At 33.4% G+C, this 21,546-nt stretch carries 18 protein-coding genes, 1 other RNA gene and 2 pseudogenes; 10 read left to right on the forward strand and 11 right to left on the reverse strand.

The genetic code is table 11. From position 1 onward, the window contains the following. Positions 1-39 precede the first annotated feature (39 nt). Entirely contained in the window at positions 40-2,331 is a 2,292-nt protein-coding gene (locus tag P5P90_RS00915) for a type IA DNA topoisomerase (RefSeq protein ID WP_278035382.1), read from the forward strand. A gap of 94 nt (positions 2,332-2,425) precedes the next feature. Here the strand turns inward: P5P90_RS00915 and P5P90_RS00920 are convergent, their stop codons facing one another. The 3 genes from P5P90_RS00920 to P5P90_RS00930 form a co-directional block, all read right to left on the reverse strand. Next, complete coding sequence (locus P5P90_RS00920) at positions 2,426-2,896, reverse strand: Arm DNA-binding domain-containing protein (protein ID WP_278035383.1); 471 nt, start codon at positions 2,894-2,896, stop codon at positions 2,426-2,428. A gap of 380 nt (positions 2,897-3,276) precedes the next feature. Next, positions 3,277-3,674, reverse strand: a transfer-messenger RNA (tmRNA) gene (gene ssrA / locus P5P90_RS00925). Between the two features lie 87 nt (positions 3,675-3,761). Further along, complete coding sequence (locus P5P90_RS00930) at positions 3,762-4,967, reverse strand: serine hydrolase domain-containing protein (RefSeq protein ID WP_278035384.1); 1,206 nt, start codon at positions 4,965-4,967, stop codon at positions 3,762-3,764. A 184-nt stretch (positions 4,968-5,151) separates the two neighbouring features. Between P5P90_RS00930 and P5P90_RS00935 the strand changes: the two genes are divergently transcribed. Further along, positions 5,152-6,360, forward strand: a complete 1,209-nt coding sequence (locus tag P5P90_RS00935; RefSeq protein WP_278035385.1) for an NAD(P)-dependent oxidoreductase — start codon at positions 5,152-5,154, stop codon at positions 6,358-6,360. Between the two features lie 132 nt (positions 6,361-6,492). On the opposite strand, the gene fumC is transcribed toward P5P90_RS00935, so the two are convergent. Beyond that, complete coding sequence (gene fumC, locus P5P90_RS00940) at positions 6,493-7,878, reverse strand: class II fumarate hydratase (RefSeq protein ID WP_278035386.1); 1,386 nt, start codon at positions 7,876-7,878, stop codon at positions 6,493-6,495. Positions 7,879-8,047: 169 nt separating this feature from the next. Between fumC and P5P90_RS00945 the strand changes: the two genes are divergently transcribed. Then, complete coding sequence (locus tag P5P90_RS00945) at positions 8,048-8,212, forward strand: hypothetical protein (RefSeq protein ID WP_278035387.1); 165 nt, start codon at positions 8,048-8,050, stop codon at positions 8,210-8,212. 132 nt (positions 8,213-8,344) lie between these two features. Here the strand turns inward: P5P90_RS00945 and P5P90_RS00950 are convergent, their stop codons facing one another. Further along, complete coding sequence (locus P5P90_RS00950) at positions 8,345-10,753, reverse strand: TonB-dependent receptor (protein ID WP_340696421.1); 2,409 nt, start codon at positions 10,751-10,753, stop codon at positions 8,345-8,347. 170 nt (positions 10,754-10,923) lie between these two features. After that, positions 10,924-11,268 (reverse strand): arsenate reductase (glutaredoxin), encoded by a 345-nt coding sequence (gene arsC / locus P5P90_RS00955; protein WP_278035389.1) that lies wholly within the window; start codon positions 11,266-11,268, stop codon positions 10,924-10,926. 96 nt (positions 11,269-11,364) lie between these two features. Here arsC and P5P90_RS00960 point away from each other — a divergent pair, with 96 nt between their 5' ends. Together P5P90_RS00960 and P5P90_RS00965 are read left to right on the forward strand one after the other, a co-directional pair. Next, the gene (locus tag P5P90_RS00960) at positions 11,365-12,288 is read left to right on the forward strand and encodes a CPBP family intramembrane glutamic endopeptidase (protein ID WP_278035390.1); all 924 of its coding nucleotides are present in this window, start codon (positions 11,365-11,367) and stop codon (positions 12,286-12,288) included. Between the two features lie 3 nt (positions 12,289-12,291). Beyond that, the gene (locus tag P5P90_RS00965) at positions 12,292-13,341 is read left to right on the forward strand and encodes an AMP-binding protein (RefSeq protein ID WP_278035391.1); all 1,050 of its coding nucleotides are present in this window, start codon (positions 12,292-12,294) and stop codon (positions 13,339-13,341) included. Between the two features lie 5 nt (positions 13,342-13,346). On the opposite strand, the gene P5P90_RS00970 is transcribed toward P5P90_RS00965, so the two are convergent. The 5 genes and pseudogenes from P5P90_RS00970 to P5P90_RS00990 all read right to left on the reverse strand — a co-directional run bounded on the left by P5P90_RS00970 (position 13,347) and on the right by P5P90_RS00990 (position 17,130). Then, a complete protein-coding gene (locus tag P5P90_RS00970; protein WP_278035392.1) occupies positions 13,347-14,045 on the reverse strand; it encodes a Crp/Fnr family transcriptional regulator in 699 nt (232 codons plus the stop codon). A 198-nt stretch (positions 14,046-14,243) separates the two neighbouring features. Further along, positions 14,244-14,791: pseudogene (locus tag P5P90_RS00975) on the reverse strand (DUF1697 domain-containing protein). Positions 14,792-14,806: 15 nt separating this feature from the next. Continuing rightward, positions 14,807-15,442, reverse strand: coding sequence for an HAD family hydrolase (locus P5P90_RS00980; protein ID WP_278035393.1), 636 nt, complete (start codon positions 15,440-15,442; stop codon positions 14,807-14,809). Between the two features lie 21 nt (positions 15,443-15,463). After that, positions 15,464-16,111 (reverse strand): HAD family hydrolase, encoded by a 648-nt coding sequence (locus P5P90_RS00985; RefSeq protein ID WP_278035394.1) that lies wholly within the window; start codon positions 16,109-16,111, stop codon positions 15,464-15,466. A 3-nt stretch (positions 16,112-16,114) separates the two neighbouring features. Continuing rightward, positions 16,115-17,130: pseudogene (locus P5P90_RS00990) on the reverse strand (M28 family peptidase). Between the two features lie 210 nt (positions 17,131-17,340). Here P5P90_RS00990 and rocD point away from each other — a divergent pair. The 5 genes from rocD (at position 17,341) to P5P90_RS01015 (ending at position 21,544) form a co-directional block, all read left to right on the forward strand. Then, on the forward strand, positions 17,341-18,591 hold the full coding sequence (rocD, locus tag P5P90_RS00995) for an ornithine--oxo-acid transaminase (RefSeq protein ID WP_278035395.1): 1,251 nt from the start codon (positions 17,341-17,343) through the stop codon (positions 18,589-18,591). 6 nt (positions 18,592-18,597) lie between these two features. Further along, positions 18,598-19,560 carry an arginase gene (locus P5P90_RS01000; protein ID WP_278035396.1) on the forward strand — a complete coding sequence of 321 codons (963 nt, stop codon included), beginning with the start codon at positions 18,598-18,600 and terminating at the stop codon, positions 19,558-19,560. A 230-nt stretch (positions 19,561-19,790) separates the two neighbouring features. Continuing rightward, positions 19,791-20,288, forward strand: a complete 498-nt coding sequence (locus P5P90_RS01005; protein ID WP_278035397.1) for a molybdopterin-binding domain-containing protein — start codon at positions 19,791-19,793, stop codon at positions 20,286-20,288. 58 nt (positions 20,289-20,346) lie between these two features. Continuing rightward, positions 20,347-20,964, forward strand: coding sequence for a molybdopterin molybdotransferase MoeA (locus P5P90_RS01010; protein WP_278035398.1), 618 nt, complete (start codon positions 20,347-20,349; stop codon positions 20,962-20,964). A gap of 7 nt (positions 20,965-20,971) precedes the next feature. Beyond that, on the forward strand, positions 20,972-21,544 hold the full coding sequence (locus P5P90_RS01015) for a molybdenum cofactor guanylyltransferase (RefSeq protein WP_278035399.1): 573 nt from the start codon (positions 20,972-20,974) through the stop codon (positions 21,542-21,544). Positions 21,545-21,546: the final 2 nt, after the last annotated feature.

A 21,546-nucleotide genomic window follows, 5' to 3' on the forward strand; every position in this document is an offset into this window, starting at 1 on the left:
TCAAAATGCCTAATTTGCACCCTCAAATTATAAGGATAAATGAAGGTTTGTATTGCCGAAAAGCCAAGTGTAGCAAGAGAAATAGCCGCTGTTTTAGGTGCTAATACTAAGCGTGATGGCTATTTTGAAGGCAATGGATATGTTGTAACCTATACTTTTGGACATTTGTGTACCTTAAAAGAACCCAATGATTACCGACCGTATTGGAAAAGTTGGGATTTAAATAATTTACCAATGCTTCCTGAAAAATTCGAAACTAAGGTGGTTCAAAATTCAGGTATTCAGAAGCAATTTAATATCATTAAAAGTTTATTTGATCAAGCGGAATTGGTTATCAACTGCGGGGATGCCGGGCAGGAGGGAGAGCTTATTCAGCGCTGGGTAATGAATGAAGCTAATTATAAAGGCGAAGTCAAGCGTTTATGGATTTCGTCTTTAACTACTGAAGCCATAAAAGAAGGTTTTGAAAATTTAAAGCCTGCATCCAATTACGATAATTTATATTATGCTGGTTTTTCGAGAGCTATTGGTGACTGGCTTTTAGGAATGAATGCCACTCGATTGTATACGGTAAAACATGGCGGTTACAAGCAGGTATTGTCAATCGGGAGGGTGCAAACACCAACTTTGGCGATGGTTGTAGAGCGTTTCAAAGACATTCATAATTTTGTTCCTCAGCCTTATTGGGAGTTGCAAACGCATTATAGAGACACGCTTTTTAGTTACGAAGAAGGACGTTTTATTAATAAAGAAGAAGGAGAAGAATTAGCCAATAAAGTCAAGGAAAGTGAATTTGAAATCATTTCGATTGAAAAAAAGAAAGGGAATGAATTTGCTCCTAAATTATTCGATTTGACAGGTTTGCAGGTCTATTGCAATACGAAATTTGGATTTTCGGCAGAGGAAACCCTTAAAATAGCTCAGACTTTATATGAGCAAAAAGTAATTACTTATCCCAGAGTAGATACCACTTTTTTACCTAGTGATATTTACCCAAAAGTTCCAGGTATTCTTCAAAAATTGAATAATTATTCGGCGTTGATTGCGCCAGTTTTGGCAAAGAAAATCAAAAAATCGACCAAGGTTTTTAATGACAAAAAAGTCACCGATCACCACGCCATTATTCCAACAGGTATCGAAATCAATTTGCCTTATAATCAACAACAAGTTTATGATATTATTGTAAAACGTTTTATTGCTGTTTTTTATGATGATTGTTTGGTTGCCAATACGACTGTGCTTGGTAAAGCCGCCGATGTTGTTTTTAAAACTACCGGGAAAGTAATTCTGGAAAAAGGATGGCGAGTAGTTTTTGAAGATCCAAACGCTAAAGAAAAAGAACCAGATTTGTTGCCTGATTTTGTAAACGGCGAAAAAGGACCGCACCAACCATCATTCTTAGAAAAAGAAACAAAAGCACCTAATCAGTTTACAGAAGCTACTTTATTACGTGCTATGGAAACAGCTGGTAAGCAGGTGGATGATGAGGATTTACGCGAGTTAATGAAAGAAAATGGTATTGGACGTCCATCAACCAGAGCGAATATTATTGAAACGCTTTTTAAACGGCAATACATTGTTAGGAATAAAAAACAGGTTTTGCCTACGCCAACAGGGATTCAACTGATTGAAACGATCCAGAATGACTTACTAAAATCGGCTGAATTAACTGGAGTTTGGGAAAAACAATTAAAGGATATTGAAAAAGGTACTTTTACCGCTTCAGCTTTTATCAATAATATGAAAAGCATGGTAGATGCTTTGGTTTATGAAGTACGAAAGGAAACTACTCATGCTAATATTTCGCATACAGCAAGTATTCAAAAACAGGAGGCTGCAGTCGAGAAAAAGCAGTCAGCGGGAATTGCTGCTGAGGTTTGTCCTAAATGTAAAACGACCACTTTAATAAAAGGAAAATCGGCTTTTGGATGTAGAAACCACAAGTCTGGTTGTGATTTTGTATTGCCTTTTGTTTTTGCAGAGAAAAAAATATCCGAAAATCAATATTTGCGTTTGCTCCAAAAAGGTTCAACCGTAAATCTAAAAGATTTTAAAACAAAATCCAGAAATGTAGAAGGTTTACTTCGTTTTGATGATGATTTTAAATTGGTTTTAGAACCAAAGAAAACCGTTCAAAAAGAACCTTCTGATGCTTTGTTTTGTCCTAAATGTCAACAAGGAACTATCATGAAAGGGAAAACTGCTTATGGCTGTAGTTCATTTCGATTGGGATGTGATTTTAGGGTCTCTTTTGATACGGTTAGAGAAAAATTAAAAGACCAAAAACCTACTAAAGAATTGGTTTATGCTATTTTGAAAGAGGGGTTTTAGATATTTCTTTTATTCAATTATTTAAACTCGTAAACAATTTGTTTGCGAGTTTTTTTGTAAGTAGTATTTAAAGAGTTATTTTCTGTTGATTAAATTACAAGATTATGTTTTTTTCATTAACGGAATATTGATACTTTAGAAATTCTCTTGTATGACATAGTGCAGTTTCATATTTCTTATAAGTGTTAATCGAGAATTCTTTTCCAATTAAGTCTTTCATTCGTTTGTTATGGTCTTCAAAAATTAAAATCAGTTTACGTTGTTTTTCTTCAATACCTAAAAATTTATTCTTGAAAGTTTGAGCATTAATTTCCTGGTTGTTGTTAACCATCCATTTTTCTGTTTCATAGGCTTTGTTTTTTAAAATATCGAGGTAACTATTTAATATCCTGGCTTCTTCTGAATTCCCTTTAATTTTGCCTGCTGTAACATTCCATTTTGATTTTTCTACAAACTTTGATGTGCTTAATTCAATTCGAGTGCCGTTAATTGTTATTCTTTTATAAATGGGAAGTAAGCCGTTTTTTGAAGCTTTTGAACTTTTCACGTATAAAAGTATAGACATTTTGTGTTTCATATTGTGGTGACTTTATAGTTATTCAAATTAATTATTTACCTCTTAGTTGTCAAGATGTTCATCTTTTGAACTGCTTGCTATCACTGGCTTCAGAAGAAAATCGGTTACCCTAATTTTGCTTTTTTTGGGGTAACCGATTTTACCACCAATGATTTGAGATTTAATAGATAATTTGAATAGTACCAAAAACAAAAAAGCCTGTAAATCATACGATTTACAGGCTTTTGAATCAATTTGAATTTGTTTTAGTGGAGTGAATGGTGTTTTAATTGAACACCTTCTTCCAATTTTAACTTTTTTAGATAGAATTAAAAAGCATTAATATAAAAAAATGACGCCAATTGTCTTTCAATGGCGTCATTTGGCATTTGTGGAGTCGCCGGGAATCGAACCCGGGTCCAAACAAGCAACTAAAGAGCTTTCTACACGCTTATTTCCTGATTGAATTTTCGATAGGATGCTAGGCCAGAAACAGCCACATACTACTTAGCTTCTTAATTTTCGAAATCTGCCCGAAGCTAACAGAAATCTAGGTCTATTTTTACGGTTCCCCTGTACTGACCGCCATAAACCAAGGCTTTCAAGGAGAATCCAGCTTCCCTACCTTGTAGGGACGTGGCGTAATCGTACTATAATTCGGATTATGCAGCTAAAGCGTAAGTATTTTCGCCGTTTAAAAGTTCGAGATCTTATATTTACGAGCAAGGTCTCAATGCTCGACGTGCTTACTGTTCAATTCGACTTGCTGTCAAAACCAGTCGACCCCCAGTTTTGTAAAGTATTCAAATCATAATTTGAGTGCGCGAATATACAATTTTATAGTTTAATATCACTATTAGCATAGTAGCAAAAATTATTCCTCATTATCATCTTTACCTAATTTAAATGGATAGTCTCCAAATAAGGGAGCTAATTTTTTAACCTGATAGGTCTTTGTAGTGTATTTATTTGATAAGGAGATAATGGTCACATGTTCTTTCAGCAAGGTTATATACGATGATGTATTCCCATGCCACCAACCGTTATGGAAATAGAAATTTTGTCCTGTTTCCCAATTAATCATTCGGATTCCTAATCCATAATTTTTTTCTCCTTTACGTTCTTGGCTAAAAGGGGTATAGACCATTTTTAATAATTTTGGATTTAAAAAATTTGGATTATTTCGAGCCAAATCAAATTTTAGTAAATCTCTAGGTGTCGAATAAATGTTTTTGTCTCCGTATATGGCATCTAGATAATCTTTTCCTATTTCGACTTTGTTTCCTTTGTAGGAAGGAACAATGGAATCTTTATCTCTTTCATAATCAAAAACAAAAGTGTGGTTCATACCCAAAGGTTTGAAAATCATACGTTCCATTGCTTTATGGTAACTTTGACCTGTCGCTTTTTCGATAATTAATGCCAAAACGGCATAATTGGTGTTGCAATAAGCAAAACGAGTATTTGTTCTGGATTCTAAGCCAATTTCTTTTGTGGCCATTAAGTGAACAATATCTTTGTTGCTTAGAATATTATGTCGATCCCAAACACCATCTTTTTTGTCTGTAAAATAGGCGTAATTGCGCATACCACTTCGATGATTTAGTAGCATTTTTACTGTTACTTCGGGAAAAGGAAAATTTCGAATTATGGTATTTACTTTTTGATCTAAACCAATTCTTTTGGCATCAATTAATTTTAGTACGGCAGCCGCTGTTAGAATTTTACTAACTGATGCTAAATGCAATGGGGTCGTAGCAGTAATAGGCCTCTCGTCTCTAAAATTAGCCATACCTTCATATTTTTCAAAGATAATTTTGCCATTTTGAGCCACTAAAAAACTACCATTCATGCTGTTATTAGGCCAGTTTTTATTGTAAAAACGTTCAATAGCATTTTTTTTAGTATATATATATTGAGCGGATAATTTTGGGAGTTTTTTAGTTGGAGGCTCCATGTGAGGCATGGTGTCCTTTGGTTTTTGGTTTTCAGCAGCCTCTTTATTCTTTTGATTACAAGAACTCAAAACTAAGATTAGGAGGAGTAATTGTAGTATATTTGTCTTTTTTATAAAATTCATTTTCGCGAGTACTATATTCGCAAATATATAGAATCAAATAATTTTGGGCGTTGTTTTTTTTAACGTTAACAGATTTTTTTGAAAGTTTTGAGGAGCATTTTTTCTATGTTTTTGGCTTTCAGCTTCTAATGAATTTTGAAGAATAAAATAGATTTATCACAAGAAATATAAGGAATCTTACATTATGAAATTTGGAATACTACAAGAAAGAAAAATCCCTGCTGACAGACGTGTTGTTTTTTCTCCTAAAGAGCTAATAAAATTACAATCGCTTTATCCTGAATTAAGTATAAAGGTAGAAAGTTCTCCAATTCGAGTTTTCTCTGATTTGGAATATCAAAATGAAGGGATCGTTGTTAGTGATGATGTTTCTGATTGTGACGTTTTAATTGGAGTAAAAGAAGTTCCTGCAGCGCATTTGATTCCAAATAAAACTTATTTCTTTTTTTCACACACTATTAAAAAGCAGCCTTATAATAGAGGTTTACTTCAAGCTTTATTGGCTAAAAATATTGATTTTTATGACCATGAAACCCTTGTAGATGTTCAAAATAACCGTTTAATTGGTTTTGGTCGTTATGCAGGAATGGTAGGAACTTATAATAGTATTCGTGCATTTGGAATTAAATTTGAGTTATTCAAATTGCCTAAAGCCGAAACACTTTCAGGAAAGGAAGATTTAATTCGCTATTTAAAACGAGTGGTACTTCCACCGATTAAATTTGTGGTGACGGGAAAAGGAAAAGTAGGCGCTGGTGTCAAAGAAATTTTGGATGCTATTAAGGTGAAATCGGTAAAGGTTGAGAATTTCTTGACTAAAAATTATACACAATCGGTATATACGCAAATCGATGTTTTGGATTACAATCAAAGAAAAGACGGAGCAGTTTTGGATAATAACGATTTCTTTAAAAATCCTAAGGATTACGAAAGTAATTTTGAACGATTTACCAAAGTTTCGGATATAGTAATTACAGGTCATTTTCATGCCAATGAATCTCCTGCGATTTTAACGCAAGAGATGTTAAAGGCTAAAGATTGTAAAATAAAAGTAGTAGGCGATATCTCTTGTGATATCAACGGTCCTGTTGCCTGTACTTTGCGTTCCTCTACTATTGATGAACCTTTTTATGGTTATTTACCTTCAGAAAACAAAGAAGTTGATATCTTTCATCCTGCTGCTATTGTGGTGATGGCAGTCGATAATTTACCTTGCGAATTACCTAAAGATGCCAGTGAAGGTTTTGGTCAAATGTTCATCGAAAAAGTAATCCCTGCTTTTTTTGATGGCGATAAAGATGGAATTCTAGAAAGAGCCAAAATCACTGAAAATGGTAAATTGACAGCTAGGTTTTCGTATTTGCAAGATTTTGTAGATAATAAATATGTCTAAAAATAACCGCAAAACACGCTAAGAAATTGTTTAAGAAATTTAAATGAAAACGCAAAGTTCGCAAAGCTTTGTGGACTTTGCGTTTTATCAATACAATCCGAATAAAAAACTTGCGAACTTTGCGGTTAAAAATCACACCATCTCTTCTGGTTTTACCCAATTATCAAAATCCTCAGCAGTTATATAGCCCAAACGGATAGCTTCTTCCTTGAGATTAGTGCCGTTTTTATGAGCCGTTTGAGCAATTTCGGCAGCTTTGTAATATCCAATTTTAGTATTCAATGCGGTAACCAACATTAACGAATTGTCCAATAATTCTTTGATACGTTTGTAATTGGGTTCGATGCCTTGAGCACAATGTTCATCGAATGAGGCACAGGCATCTCCTAACAAGTTTGCCGATTGTAGAAAGTTGGCTGCTATCATGGGTTTAAAAACATTCAGTTCGTAATGTCCTTGCATACCTCCGATACTTATTGCCACATCATTTCCCATAATTTGAGCACAAACCATAGTTAATGCTTCGCATTGAGTAGGATTGACTTTTCCAGGCATGATGGATGAACCGGGTTCGTTTTCAGGAATTAGAATTTCACCAATTCCTGATCGTGGTCCTGATGCAAGCATTCTGATATCATTGGCAATTTTGTTCAAAGAAACAGCTAATTGTTTCAAAGCGCCGTGTGATTCTACCATCGCATCATGTGCCGCTAAGGCTTCAAATTTATTGGTTGCAGTTACAAATGGAAGCCCAGTAAATAGGGAAATATATTCGGCTGCTTTTGTGTTATAGCCTTTTGGTGTGTTTAGTCCGGTTCCTACGGCGGTTCCTCCTAAAGCCAATTCCGACAAATGAGGAAGTGTGTTTTTTAATGCTTTCAATCCGTGGCTGAGTTGAGCTACATATCCTGATAGTTCTTGACCTAAAGTGATTGGTGTAGCATCCATTAGATGAGTTCGGCCAATTTTTACTACATCTTTAAATGCTTTCGATTTCAAATCTAATGTATCTCGTAATTGTTCAACTCCAGGAATTGTCTTTTCAACAAGGGTTTTATATGCAGCAATGTGCATTGCAGTAGGGAAGGTGTCATTAGAAGATTGTGATTTGTTCACATCATCATTGGCTTTTATAAAAGAGGCGTCTTCGCCAATTTTCAATCCTTTTAAAATTTGTGATCTGTTAGCAATGACTTCATTGACATTCATATTGCTTTGTGTTCCGGAGCCCGTTTGCCAAATCACTAAAGGGAATTGATCTTCTAACTTTCCTTCTAAAATTTCATCACAAACGCTCGCAATAGCATCTCTTTTATCAATACTTAAAACACCTAAATCACAATTAGCGAAAGCAGCTGCTTTTTTTAAATAAGCAAAACCAATAATAATTGCTGTAGGCATTGCAGCCGAAGGACCAATTTTGAAATTATTTCGGGAACGTTCGGTTTGTGCGCCCCAATATTTGTCAGCAGGAACTTTAACTTCTCCCATGGTGTCTTTTTCTATTCGGTATTGCATGATTATGAATTTGTTTTTAGGCGATTTTAGCTTGATTGACTTTTTTAATTAACAAAAGGCTGTTTAAATGTACGCATAAATGTATTTTTATGAAAATTGACAGCTGATTTTATTGCTAAGAAAAAAATTAACTGCTACATTTGTGGCTACATTCAAAATTCCGGAAAACATGTTTGAATTTTCACAGTATTTAGGCTTTTTACTTTTCTTAACCATCCTTACTATGGGATTTTGGTTAATGTTTTTCCTAGTGAGCTTCGTATCTTATTGGGTAGGTGGTGCTGCTTGGGAAAGATTCAAAGAAAAGAAAGCAAAAAATCAAGAATCTCTATAATGGAGATTTAATAAAAAAGGATTCGTTTTACGAATCCTTTTTTTATGTTCAAAAATTAAATTCCAATAAAAAATCCAAATTCCAATATTTACATTTGGAATTTGGCTTTTTTTATTTGGGTATTCTTAAATATTATCCTGGGAATTCACCGCCGTCACCACCGCCGTCATTGTTATTTCTTTGTTGCTTAGGTTTATCCGTTTTTTTCATGTTCAAACGGTAAGTAAAAGATAGATTGAATTGTCTTCTTCTCCATTGGTATTCACTATATGAAATAACACTTGGTAAGTTTACATCATTTTTCATTTTTCTGGAATTGAAAAGATCACTCACATTAAAAGCAATTGTTCCTTTATCTTTCAAAATATCTTTACTAAATGCCGTATTGATAACGTAGTTTCCTAAACTCTTACCTTGAGCTGTTTTTCTTGGTCCAAAATACATTCCATTAATTTGCCAATCAATTTTATATGGTAATGTTAATCTAGAACTTACTCTAGAGAACCAAGAGAAAGCCTCATTATTAAGTTCTTGTGTTTTTACTTCGTTGTTAACATTGGTATAGGTATAACTTCCAGTAGTTTTAGAATTTGATAAATTGAAACTACTATTTAATTTCCATGTTTTGGTAGGATTGTAATTTAGTGTAAATTCAAATCCAAATTGTTGTTCCTTAGCAAGATTGATAGGACTACTTAAAACTACAGGATTATTACCCACATAATCTCCTGTTTCTGTTCTTACAAAAGAGAAAACATCTTTTGTGTTTTCAAAAAACATCGAAGTACTAAATGTTACTTTTTCCCATTTTTTTAAATATCCTAAATCAAATTTATCTGTAAATGAAGGATCTAAATCAGGATTACCTCTAAACAGGTTAATATTACTCGAATAGTTGGTGGCTGGATTTAAGAAACGTCCTCTAGGTCTTGATAATCGTTTACTGTAACTTAAAGAAACACTGCTTTCATCTGAAATTTCATAGTTGATGAATGCGCTTGGGAAAAAGTTATTGTACTTTTTGGTATTGAAATTTTGGGTATCTAAAAGGTTTACGTCAATTTTAGTATCTTCCCAACGTAAGCCAAATAGATAAGAGATTTTCTTTAATTTAAATCCATATTGTGTGTACAAAGCATTGATACGCTCATTGTATTCTAAAGTATTCGATAGGAAACTATTTATTGGATTTCCTTGATCATCAGTGGTAACACTATAAATGTTGTCTAGGTTATTAAAATTCCCTTTATATCCCATTTCAAATTGGCTACCATTTTCAAAAGGTAAAACATAATCAGTTTGAACTTGAATCATGTTTTGTTTTTGTTTGTTAAAGGTAGAGTCATACGTTGCTGGGGTGTTACTGTTTAAGGTTTCATCGGTAATTAGAGCATTTTCAGTGTCATTATTCGTAGCGTATGAAAAATCAACGGTTAATTTGTGCCCATTATCATTGAAGTTTTTTAAGAAGTTAGAAGCAAACTCGGTGTCGTTTCCATTATCATCTCCTTCGCTTAAACGGTAACGTTTAGAGATGAAATTATAACTTCCATCAAAAAAATTATAGTTAACTAAATCATTATTACTACCTCGATCATCTCTGTAACTTATAGAATTTGTCCAAAAAGTATTAGGAGCTACGGTCCATTCTACACCTGTTTTACTGGAAATTCCTTTTCTTATACGTTCAGTATTTTTATCTTCATTAGTATAACCAATGGTGTTTTTATTACTATCTAATAATTGAGAATAGGTTAAACCTGCACCTTCACTAGTTCTATAGTTGTATCCTGTAGAAGTGAAGAAGTTTAATTTTTTAGTTTTAAAATTCAAATCACCACTTAAACCATAGGTTTCTGGAATACCTGTTGAAGCGATAAAACTTCCATTAAAACCTAAATTTTTTCCTTTTTTCAAAACAATATTTAAAATACCAGCACCACCTTCGGCATCGTATCTAGCGGATGGATTAGTAATTACTTCTACTTTATCGATAGCATCTGCAGGAATTTGACGTAGTGCTTCGGCCATATTTAATGAGTTAGAAGGGCGTCCGTCAATAAAAATACGGACATTTTCATTACCACGTATACTTACATTTCCTTCTACGTCAACTGTTACCGAAGGTACATTTTCAAGCACATTGCTCACTGTTCCACCTTTTACAATCATATCTTGACCTACATTGTACACTTTTTTGTCTAATTTTATTTCAACTGTAGATTTTTCGGCACGTACAACTACTTCATTCAAAACAGCGGCGTCTTCAGAAAGAGCGATTGTTCCTAAATCGCTATTTTTTTCAAAAGAGCGATTGTTGAATTCAACCGCTTTAAAAGAAATAAATTCAATTTTGATGTTGTAGATTCCTGGTGCAACTTCAATTGCAAATCCTCCCTTAGCGTTCGTAATTCCTCCCGAAATCACTTTTGGATTTTTTGAATCAGTAATAGTAATTGTTGCGTATTCCAGCGGTTGTTTAGTTGTTTTTTCGATTACTGTTCCAGTGATTTTCACTTTTTCCTTTGCTGGATCATTCACAGGGTCTATTGTTTTTGCGTAATTAGTAAGGCAAATAAAAAATAAACTAAGGCTTAAAAATAATTTAAAAGGTCGTTGCATTTTTGTTGTTTTATGTTTTTCCTTTGAATAAAAAAAACCGATTAGGTTTAAAACCAAGGATGTTAAATTGCTGTTAAAAAGTTATTTGTTTAACTAAAGAAAGCTTCAATTTTATCCATATCGCGAGCAATTATGGCTTCGTTTCCTTTGATGATGATAGGTCTTTCAATTAAAATAGGATGATTGACCATTGCTTGAATAATAGCTTCATCTGTCATTTCTTGATTTTTGTAATTTTCAATCCAGATTTTTTCTTTTTGACGAATAAGATCTATAGGTTTCAATTTTAGCTTTGTTAATACTGATGTAAGTTCATCAGTACTAGGAGTTTCTTCTAGATATTTAATAATTGTATATTCTTGATTTGCATTTTCTAAAAAAGCCAAACAATTTCTTGATTTTCCACAATGTGGATTATGATATACTTCAATCATGAATTCTGGTTTTATAATGTGAAATAAAAAAGGTAATTTCGAAGTAGCAAAAATAACTTACGAAAGTTTAATACTACTATTTAAATCGTTAAAAAAATGTTTATAGAGCAAAGTATTCGAAAAGACAATCCATTTTGGAAGTATCTATTGGGTTCAGCAATAATTATTGGAATGTCTTTTATAGGTCAGCTTCCACTTATAATCGCTATTATGACCAAAACGATGACAACAGGCGAAAGTTATCCAATGACACAAGAAGCAGTGATGCATTTTTTAGAATCAAATTTGACTCTTTTCTTATTATTACTCTCTTTTGTTTTTGCATTTGCTGCGATTGTTTTTGTTGTAAAATTTTTCCATAAACAAACGATGCTTTCGGTTACAACCTCCCGAGACAAAGTTGACTGGGGTAGAATTGGCTTTTCTTTCGGAATTTGGGCCTCCATATCAATTGTTTCTACATTAGTGTATTATTTTTTAAATCCTGATTTGTACATTGTAGATTTTAAACCGCTTCCTTTTGCTGTTTTAGTGCTTATTGCTGTTGTTTTAATCCCTTTTCAGACCAGTTCAGAAGAATATATTTTTAGAGGATATTTGATGCAGGGATTTGGTAATTTGGCTAAAAATAAATGGTTTCCATTAGTGATGACTTCGCTAATATTTGGAGCTATGCATTATTTAAATCCTGAAGTTGATAAGATTGGAAACCTAATATTTGTCTATTATATTGGTACAGGATTGTTTTTAGGAATCATCACATTGATGGACGACGGAATGGAGTTGGCACTAGGTTTTCATGCCGCTAATAATTTAATAGGAGCTTTGTTGGTTACCTCAGATTGGTCTGCTTTTCAAACCTATTCTATATTTAAAGACATGTCAGAACCTCGTGCAGGCTTAGATATTATTCTGCCAGTAGTCTTGATTTACCCTTTACTTTTACTTATATTTAGTAGAAAATACAAATGGAGTAATTGGAAACAAAAGTTATTTGGTTCAATCGATACTATTTTCTAGTTTATGAAAAAGGTTATCTATAAAAACATTCATAATTATTTTAAATTCAACGGAGTTCACTTAAATGGTGAGGAATTAAGAGTGGCGGCTTATTACTTTATTAAGGAAGGCGATGAGCATGAAAAAGCGCTGGGGGAATTTTTATTGGATTGGTTTGATGATAATTGGTATATCGATTTGCAAACATCGGGTACCACAGGAGTTCCAAAGATTATTCGAAAAAGCAAACAAGCTCTTGTGAATTCAGCCTTAGCTACGGGTGATTTTTTTGGTTTAAAACCAGGTGATACGGCTTTATGTTGTTTGCCTGTTCAGTTCATTGCTGGTAAGATGATGTTGGTGAGAAGTTTTATTTTAGGTTTAGAAATTGATATTGTTCCACCTAGTTCGACTCCATTAACTTTATTGAATAAAAAATATGATTTTGTTGCAATGGTGCCTATGCAAGTTCAAAACTCTTTTCATGATTTGCACAAAGTTAACCAACTTATTGTGGGTGGCGCTAAAATGGATAGTAGTTTAGAGCAAAAATTAGTAGGTTTAAAAACTAAGGTTTATGAAACCTATGGTATGACCGAAACCATAACACATATAGCAGCAAAGCGAGTGGGAGAAACAGCATTTTCGATATTACCCAATGTGCGTATTTCGCAAGATGACAATGAATGTTTGGTTATAGATGCACCGTTGGTGAGCGAAGAGCGATTGTTTACTAACGATTTAGTCCAGATGATAAATGAAAACCAATTTATTCTTTTAGGACGTATTGATAATGTGGTTAATAGTGGCGGTGTCAAATTGATTCCTGAAAAAATTGAGGAAAAATTGAGCAATAGTATTTCTTCTCGTTTTTTTGTTGGAGGTATTCCAGACGCTGTTTTAGGCGAAAAATTAGTTTTAGTTATAGAAAGTAACAATAAAGATTTTGACGATACAATATTTCATTTGTTAGAAAAATATGAAAAGCCAAAAGCTTTGTTTTTCGTCCCTGAATTTGAAACTACTGAAAGCGGAAAAATTAAGCGTAAAGCGATTTTAAAATCTTTAGTTTAATTTTTTTATTTGTGTTCGGCGATTTCAGCATTCAATTTGTTGAGCTGTAAGATTCCAATTTTTTTATTAACGATTTTAATTACACCTTCTTTTTTTAGACTCGAAAGTATACGAGTTACTTGTTCATCGGTTGTACCAGCAAAATCAGCAATTTCTTTTCTTGATAAGTTGATATTGAGTAAGTTGTTAGTGTGTCCGAATTTTTTATGCAAATACAAAAGGATGTCGATTACTCTTTCGCGAACATTCATTTGAGCAATTTTTTTCACTCTGTTTTCACTTTTGTTCAGTTCTTCGGCATAGAATAACATCATATCATAAGTAAATTCAGGAATTGATTTTAGGATGGCGTGCATTACATTGTTACTAAAATTGCATAAAACAGTATCTTCAATTGCCGAAGCCGCAATTAGATAGCGATTCGTGGTTCCAAATCCTCTAAAGCCTAAAGTATCTCCATCAGTAGTAAGGCGAACAATTTGTTCTTTGCCGTAAATTCCCGTTTTTAAAACCTTTACCTTTCCTTTATGGATAAAATACAAACCTTGCATAGGAGCGCCTTCAATCATGAATTGTTGCCCTTTTTTGCAAGTATAATTTGTTTTTTCTAAAACAAAATCCTGCATTTTTTCTAGATGTATGTGCTTTTTAATAAAACAATTTGTGTTGATGCAGTTTGTACATTCAGTAGTAATTCCTCTCATTTGTTTTATATTTTAGATGAGTTGAACTCAGTTATCAATAAAACAAAAATAAATAAAACAAGTATTAATACTTAATTTTTATAGTTTAAATTACGTAGTTTTGAGTCTTTTTATGAATTTAAGAAATGGAGTTGTTCTTTTTAGGATAATTGTATTTTTTAGAAATAAAATATATCAAATTCTCAGTTGATGAGTTGGTTATGCTTCTTCATTGTACATTTTTAGTAAATGTGTTACCGTATTCCAGTTACGTATTGTAGCCGTAAGATTTAGTTTTTTTCAATATATTTTTGGTCTAATCTTGTCTTTCCAGCCGAAACAGCATATTTTATAAATATTTTATTGCTGTCTATATGAACTTCATCTGGTTTTACTTGACTCATTTTAAGATCGTGAATTCTGTCTTTATGCAATTCCATTGAAACAAATGCTACGTAGAGTTTTTTAGTATCTACATTGTTTTCTTTCAAAAAGGGATTGTTTTCTTGACAAGCAATTAAATCTTCTTTGTTAATAACAACTACAGGGACATCATGGCCAAAGGTTTTAAAAATTTCTTGTTTGATTTTAAATCCTACTGCAGCTGGACTTTCTTCTTCGCTAGTGACAAAAACATTACCCGTTTGAATATAGGTTTTAACATTAGTAAAGCCCATATTTTCAAGCATTTTTTGTAATGCATCCATTTTCATCATGTTGTGTCCAGACACGTTGATGCCGCGAAGTAAAGCCAAATGTGTTGTCATTTTTAATGAAATAAGTTAGTGTAAAAGTAAGTTAAGTTGTGTCATATCGTCAAAAAGCGGAATATTCATTTGCTGTAAAGCATCAAAATTAGCATGATTAGTAAATCCAAAAACATCAAATCCACCACTCAAAGCTGCCTGGACTCCTGCAGGACTGTCTTCGATAATGACACAGTCTTTGACGTCAAATCCCATGATTTTTGCGGCATGTAAATATAATTCAGGATTGGGTTTCCAGCTATTGATGTCGTAAGCACTAAATATATTACCCTCAAATTTATCAATCAGTTGGGTGGTTGTTAAGTTGAGTCTTATTTTATCAGCTGGACCATTTGATGCAACGGCAATTGGTATGTTTATTTTGGCTAACAAATCATGAATTCCTTTAATAGGTTGTAATTCTTTTTGAAAAGCCTCAAAAGTTCGTTTTCGAAATTCTTCCTCAAAATTTTCAGGTAATTTTTTTTGAGCCAAACCAGCAATGTAGTCAAAACAAAATTCAAGCGATTTCCCCAAGAATAATTGATGTGCGTAATCTAGATCAATACTAGCTCCATGAGATTTTGCCATTTCAACTAATGTACCTATGGAAATAGCTTCGCTATCTACCAATACACCGTCACAATCAAAAATGATGCATTTGTATTTCATGTTGTTTGTATTACAGGCTATTTATAAAAGTTTCAGTAATTCTAACGGATGTTCAATAAGGGCTTGCGCTCCTTCTGCTACTAATTCCTCTTTTGGTCGATAACCCCAAAGAACTCCCACAGCAAACATACGGGCGTTTTTAGCAGTTTGCATGTCTATTCCAGAATCGCCTACATACAGTATTTCTTCTGGTTTACAACCCAAAGCAGCACTGATTTCAAGAGCTGCAATCGGATTAGGTTTTTTCGTTGATTCACTTTTCAATCCCATAACGATTTCGAAATAGTTTGGGAATAAGGTGTTCCCAATTTTCTTAGTTAATTCATCTGCCTTATTCGATAAAATGGCAAGTTTGATATTTTTTGCTTTTAGTGAGTATAATAATTCCATGACTCCATCATAAGCAATGGTTTTGTTAGTGCAATTTTTCCCGTAAATGGTCATCATCGCCCCGAAAGTTTTTGTGATTGTTTCGCTATCTTGATGAGTAGTTGGAAGGGCTTTTGTAACTAAAACATGCAGTCCGCTGCCAATGAAATTATTAACAACTTCATAGCTATGTGTGGGTAAATTACTTTCTTGAAGAACAAAGTTAATAGAATCGGCAATGTCTTTTAATGAGTTGACTAGGGTCCCGTCTAGGTCAAATAGTACGGCTTTGTATTTCATTTATTATTTTTTATCTACCACAATTCTTTCGTTTCTATTTGCAATTTCCCATGCGATGTTAAATGCTAGTTGCGCTCTTTTTGCTAAAGCGTCATACTCAATTTTGTCGGCAGTGTCTGTAGGTTTGTGATAATCGGCATGTGTTCCGTTAAAAAGGAAAACAGAAGGGATGCCTAAGGCAGCAAAATTATAATGATCCGAACGACGATAGTAATTGTTTGGATCGTTGGCCGCATTGTATTTATAATCAATGTCTAAATGGGTGTAATTTTCGTTTACTTCCTTACAAATTTTATCCAAATCACTTGAAAGTCTGTCGGCACCAATTAAATAAATATAGTTGTTAGTATCTTTATGTGCTACATCACGACGCCCAATCATATCGATATTGATGTTGGCAACAGTGTTTTTGATTGGGAATAATGGATTTTCAGTATAATAGCGAGAACCATGTAAGCCGTGTTCTTCACCTGTAACATGCAATATTAAAATAGAGCGTTTAGGTCCCTGTCCATGTGCTTTTGCAAGTTGAAAAGCTTGGGCAATTTCAAGAAGAGCTACAGTTCCTGAACCATCATCATCAGCACCATTATAAATAGCATTGTTTTTAGTACCCACATGGTCGTAATGGGCAGATACCACAACGATTTCATCTGGTTTTTCAGTCCCCTCGATGAAAGCCCAAATATTCTCTGAATCAGGAAGATTCTCATTTCTTCTGGCATTTAAAAAAGCAGCAGGAACCGTTTGATAATAATTTTGAGCTCCTTTTGGAAACGGTATTTTGTCTTTTTTATATTGATTAATTAAATAGTTTCCCGCTTTTTTTTGTCCTACAGAACCTGTTTCTCTACCTTCCATAGAATCACTAGCAACGATGTAAAGGTGTTTTTTTAATTCTTCAATTGTAATAGAATTAGAATATTTAATTGGGCTAATTGTTTTTTTGACGAGACTTCTTTTGTACCTTGACAAGAAGCCAACGCACTAAAAGCAAGTAGAAAAAGAAATTTTCTCATAAATTGATATCTGCTGGTTGTGATTGTATTTTTTACAAATATCTGAAAATTAATTTGATAAAACCTAGTGATTCTATGCTGATGAAGCTGTTTTTTATGTAAAAAAGAGAGAATAAATCGCTTCGTTTTCTTCTGTTTAAGGCTTATATTAAGGTTTTGATAGGCAATAAAATATACGTATTTTTGTAACTTAGAAAATAAATAGAAATCATGGAACAAATACAGGAAATTCACTCTCCAAAATCGGAAGAATTAATTAATAAAGAAAATAATTATGGAGCTCATAATTACCATCCTTTACCAGTAGTTTTGGAAAAAGGAGAAGGTGTATTTGTGTGGGATGTAGATGGAAAAAAATATTACGATTTTTTATCGGCTTACTCAGCGGTTAATCAAGGACACTGTCATCCTAAAATTGTGGGAGCAATGCTTGAGCAAGCCCAAAAATTAACCTTAACTTCTCGTGCATTTTATAATGATAAATTAGGTGTTTACGAAGAATTTGTAACGCAATATTTTGGTTTTGATAAGGTTTTACCAATGAATACAGGAGCAGAAGCTGTCGAAACTGCTGTGAAGTTATGTAGAAAATGGGCCTATGAAGTAAAAGGAATTGCTGAGAATCAAGCACAAATCATTGTTTGTGAAAACAATTTTCATGGAAGAACTACAACTATTATTTCTTTTTCGAACGACGAAACGGCTCGCAAAAGTTTTGGGCCTTTTACGGAAGGATTTATAAAAATAGAATATGATAATCTGGATGCATTGGAAAAAGCATTGGAATCTTCAAAAAATATTGCTGGCTTTTTAGTAGAACCTATTCAAGGTGAAGCAGGAGTTTATGTTCCTAGCGAAGGATATTTGGCGAAAGCCAAAGCATTATGCGAAAAACACAATGTGTTATTTATTGCCGATGAAGTTCAAACAGGTATTGCTCGTACTGGAAAATTATTGGCAGTACAACATGAAAACGTACAACCCGATATCTTAATTTTAGGAAAAGCCATTTCAGGAGGTGTATATCCTGTTTCGGCTGTTTTGGCTAATAATTCAATAATGAATGTAATCAAGCCAGGGCAACACGGTTCTACTTTTGGGGGTAATCCTGTCGCTGCTGCGGTAGCAATTGCTGCATTAGAAGTTATCAAAGAGGAGAAGTTAGCCGAAAATGCTGAACGATTGGGTGTGATTTTGAGAAAAGGACTAAACGAAATTGCAGCTAAGAATTCATTGATTAAGCTAGTAAGAGGAAAAGGTTTATTGAATGCAATAGTAATTGATTGTGATGAAGAATCAGATTTAGCATGGAATATCTGTTTGAAATTCAGAGATTATGGTTTGCTGGCTAAACCTACACATGGCAACAAAATTCGTTTAGCGCCACCGTTAGTGATTACAGAAAATCAAATACAAGACTGTTTGTCAATTATCGAAAAAGCGTTAAACGATTTTAAATAAAACGGTATGGATCGGGTAATTAAATTAATAAAAAATCGCTCGGATATTGGTGGTGGAACTCGTGGTTCTGATTTAGGAGTGGATGCATTAGAAGTTGCAGCAATCAATCATGGAAGTGAATATTTTAATCAATTTACCTTCGAAGATGTTAAGACGCATAACGAAACCATTTACGATAAGAATCGAAATACATTTGCGAAACGTATTGAGTTTGTTTTAGAACAATGTACTCGTGTTTCCTATGCAATTAAGCGTACTTTAGAAGCCCATTTTTTACCTATTGTTTTATCAGGAGATCATTCTTCAGCTTTGGGAACTATTAGCGGAATTAAAGCTATGTATCCTCATAAAACATTAGGTGTTGTGTGGATTGATGCTCATGCTGATTTGCATTCGCCTTATACTTCTCCTTCAGGAAATATTCATGGAATGCCTCTTGGAGCTGCTTTAGGTTTTGATAATTTAAAATGTCAAATCAATGAAGTAATTCCGGAAACGCAACTTCATTGGGAGGAAATGAAAAATATTGGAATTCCTGGTTCTAAATTAGAGGCTGAACATTTAATTTATTTTGGAGTACGGGATACTGAGGAGGCTGAAGACTTCCAAATTGCACAATTAGGTATTAAAAATTTCCGTGTTGAGGAGGTTCGTTATAAAGGTTTAGCTAATTGTGTAGAAAGAGCATTGTCGAAATTAGAACATTGTGATATGATATATGTTTCATTTGATGTTGATTCTTTAGATTGTGATTTGGTATCAAATGGAACAGGAACACCGGTTTCAAAAGGTTTTGATCACTATGAAGTAATTGCTATAATTAATCAAATTATTGCTTCTCGAAAAGTAATTTGTGTAGAATTCTGCGAAATCAATCCGCTTTTGGATACCAAAGGAAACAAAATGGCGGAAACCGCTTTTGAGGTTTTAGAACAAATTACATCCAGTTTGGTTTTGCCAAATGAGTAGTTTTTAGCTTGTTTAGCAAGTGAAATTCTGAAGTTAATCTGTTTTTGTGAAAATTCACTTTAAAGATTTATAACAAAAAGCAATTAAAAATTTGTTTTTTTGCAATTAATAGAGGGTTAATTTTATTTATGACATTTCGCTCCTTAAAAGCGTTAATTTATAACATCACTAATCAAAATTACTTATATTTGCATAAGTATTTATACTTAGTTTTAAAAAATGAAATTTTTATGATTCAAGTAGCCGAAGCTTTAAATATTATAGCTGAGAATAGTTGTAAAATGCCAATTGCAAAAATTAAAGTGAGTAAATCACTGGGGTATGTTTTGGCAGAAGCGGTTTATTCTCCAATAAATATGCCTCCTTTTCGTCAGTCGGCGATGGATGGATATGCTTTTACTCATAATGGATCGAATCAATTTGAAGTGGTAAATACATCACAAGCCGGAGATTTTCTGGATGATAAAATTGAGGAAAATCAAGCGGTTCGTATTTTTACAGGTGCTTTTGTTCCTGATGATACTGATACTGTGGTGATGCAGGAGCATACAACAAGAACGGACAATTTGCTTCAAATTGAAAAAATGCCTGTTGCTTGTGCTAATATTCGTGAAAAAGGAGAGCAGATTAAAAAAGGCGAATTGGTTTTTGATGCCAATACGGTGATTACTCCTGCGGCTATTGGTTTTTTAGCCTGTTTGGGAATTACAAAAATCAAGGTGATATGAAAAACCAAGAGTAGCTATTTTAGTTACCGGAAATGAATTAGTGCCGGCCGGAAATAAATTGCCAAAAGGAAAAATTTACGAAAGTAATTCGCTAATGATAGAAGCGGCTTTACAAACAATCGGGATTAAAAAAACGACTGTTTTTAAGGTTAAAGATAGTCTGAAAAAAACGATTAAAGCAGTAGAAAGCTGTTTGGCTAATTTTGATGTTTTGTTGATTTCAGGCGGAATTTCGGTAGGGGATTATGATTATGTCAAAGAAGCTTTGTTGAAAAACGGAGTGACTGAGTTGTTTTATAAGATCAATCAAAAACCGGGTAAGCCTTTGTTTTTTGGAACAAAAGAAAATAAAATTGTCTTTGCTTTACCGGGAAATCCCGCTTCTTCACTGACTTGTTTTTATGTATATGCTTTTCCTGCTTTGAAAAAGTTGATGGGATTTGAAGCAATACATTTGCCGGAAATGAAGAAAAAGATAAGTACAGATTTTAAAAATACAACTGGAAAGACCTTGTTTTTAAAAGCGCTTTACGGAGATGAAAAAGTAACGGTTTTGGAGAGTCAGAGTTCGGCAATGTTGAATACTTTTTCGGTTGCAAATGGTTTAATTGTCATACCACATGATATTACTCATGTTAAGGCGAATCAGGAAGTTGTAGTTTTGCCTTTTAATTGAAAGAAAAATGAAAAAAGTAACTGTATCAATTCTTTGTGGAGGCAAAAGTAGCCGAATGCAATCGGAGAAAGGATTAGTGCTTTTTCAGGGAAATCCATTTATTGAGCATATCATTGAAGCGGTTAAGCCTATTAGTAATGAAATACAATTAGTGACAAATACAGCAAATTATGATTATTTGCCGTATCAAAAAATAAAAGATATTGAAATAGACAAAGGACCTATTGGCGGAATTTATTCGGCTTTGGTTCATTCTCAATCGGAAACTAATTTGATATTGAGTTGTGATATTCCGCTGATTTCAACCGAAATATTATTGGAATTGATTAACAAACATACAACAGATTTTGAGGTTTCTGTTTTTTCAGATACCAATAAAATCCATCCTTTGATAGGAATTTATTCGAAAAAAATAATTCCGGTTCTAAAAAAGGCTATAGAAGAAAATGAATTAAAAATGATGCACTTGTTAGCAAAAGTGAATCATCAAATAATAGAAGTTACAGGCGAGAAAAGCAAGCAATTTAGAAATGTCAATTCGCTAACCGAATTGCAAGAACTGAATACCAATTTATACTGAAG

Origin of the sequence: Flavobacterium nitratireducens (assembly GCF_029625335.1) — a bacterium.
Lineage (GTDB): Bacteria > Bacteroidota > Bacteroidia > Flavobacteriales > Flavobacteriaceae > Flavobacterium > Flavobacterium nitratireducens.

Bases quoted from the DNA above. Each gene is read 5' to 3' on its own strand.
- P5P90_RS00915 (WP_278035382.1), top strand. From the start codon at position 40: ATGAAGGTTTGTATTGCCGAAAAGCCAAGTGTAGCAAGAGAAATAGCC.
- P5P90_RS00920 (WP_278035383.1), bottom strand. From the start codon at position 2,896: ATGTCTATACTTTTATACGTGAAAAGTTCAAAAGCTTCAAAAAACGGC.
- P5P90_RS00930 (WP_278035384.1), bottom strand. From the start codon at position 4,967: ATGAATTTTATAAAAAAGACAAATATACTACAATTACTCCTCCTAATC.
- P5P90_RS00935 (WP_278035385.1), top strand. From the start codon at position 5,152: ATGAAATTTGGAATACTACAAGAAAGAAAAATCCCTGCTGACAGACGT.
- fumC (WP_278035386.1), bottom strand. From the start codon at position 7,878: ATGCAATACCGAATAGAAAAAGACACCATGGGAGAAGTTAAAGTTCCT.
- P5P90_RS00945 (WP_278035387.1), top strand. From the start codon at position 8,048: ATGTTTGAATTTTCACAGTATTTAGGCTTTTTACTTTTCTTAACCATC.
- arsC (WP_278035389.1), bottom strand. From the start codon at position 11,268: ATGATTGAAGTATATCATAATCCACATTGTGGAAAATCAAGAAATTGT.
- P5P90_RS00960 (WP_278035390.1), top strand. From the start codon at position 11,365: ATGTTTATAGAGCAAAGTATTCGAAAAGACAATCCATTTTGGAAGTAT.
- P5P90_RS00965 (WP_278035391.1), top strand. From the start codon at position 12,292: ATGAAAAAGGTTATCTATAAAAACATTCATAATTATTTTAAATTCAAC.
- P5P90_RS00970 (WP_278035392.1), bottom strand. From the start codon at position 14,045: ATGAGAGGAATTACTACTGAATGTACAAACTGCATCAACACAAATTGT.
- P5P90_RS00980 (WP_278035393.1), bottom strand. From the start codon at position 15,442: ATGAAATACAAATGCATCATTTTTGATTGTGACGGTGTATTGGTAGAT.
- P5P90_RS00985 (WP_278035394.1), bottom strand. From the start codon at position 16,111: ATGAAATACAAAGCCGTACTATTTGACCTAGACGGGACCCTAGTCAAC.
- rocD (WP_278035395.1), top strand. From the start codon at position 17,341: ATGGAACAAATACAGGAAATTCACTCTCCAAAATCGGAAGAATTAATT.
- P5P90_RS01000 (WP_278035396.1), top strand. From the start codon at position 18,598: ATGGATCGGGTAATTAAATTAATAAAAAATCGCTCGGATATTGGTGGT.
- P5P90_RS01005 (WP_278035397.1), top strand. From the start codon at position 19,791: ATGATTCAAGTAGCCGAAGCTTTAAATATTATAGCTGAGAATAGTTGT.
- P5P90_RS01015 (WP_278035399.1), top strand. From the start codon at position 20,972: ATGAAAAAAGTAACTGTATCAATTCTTTGTGGAGGCAAAAGTAGCCGA.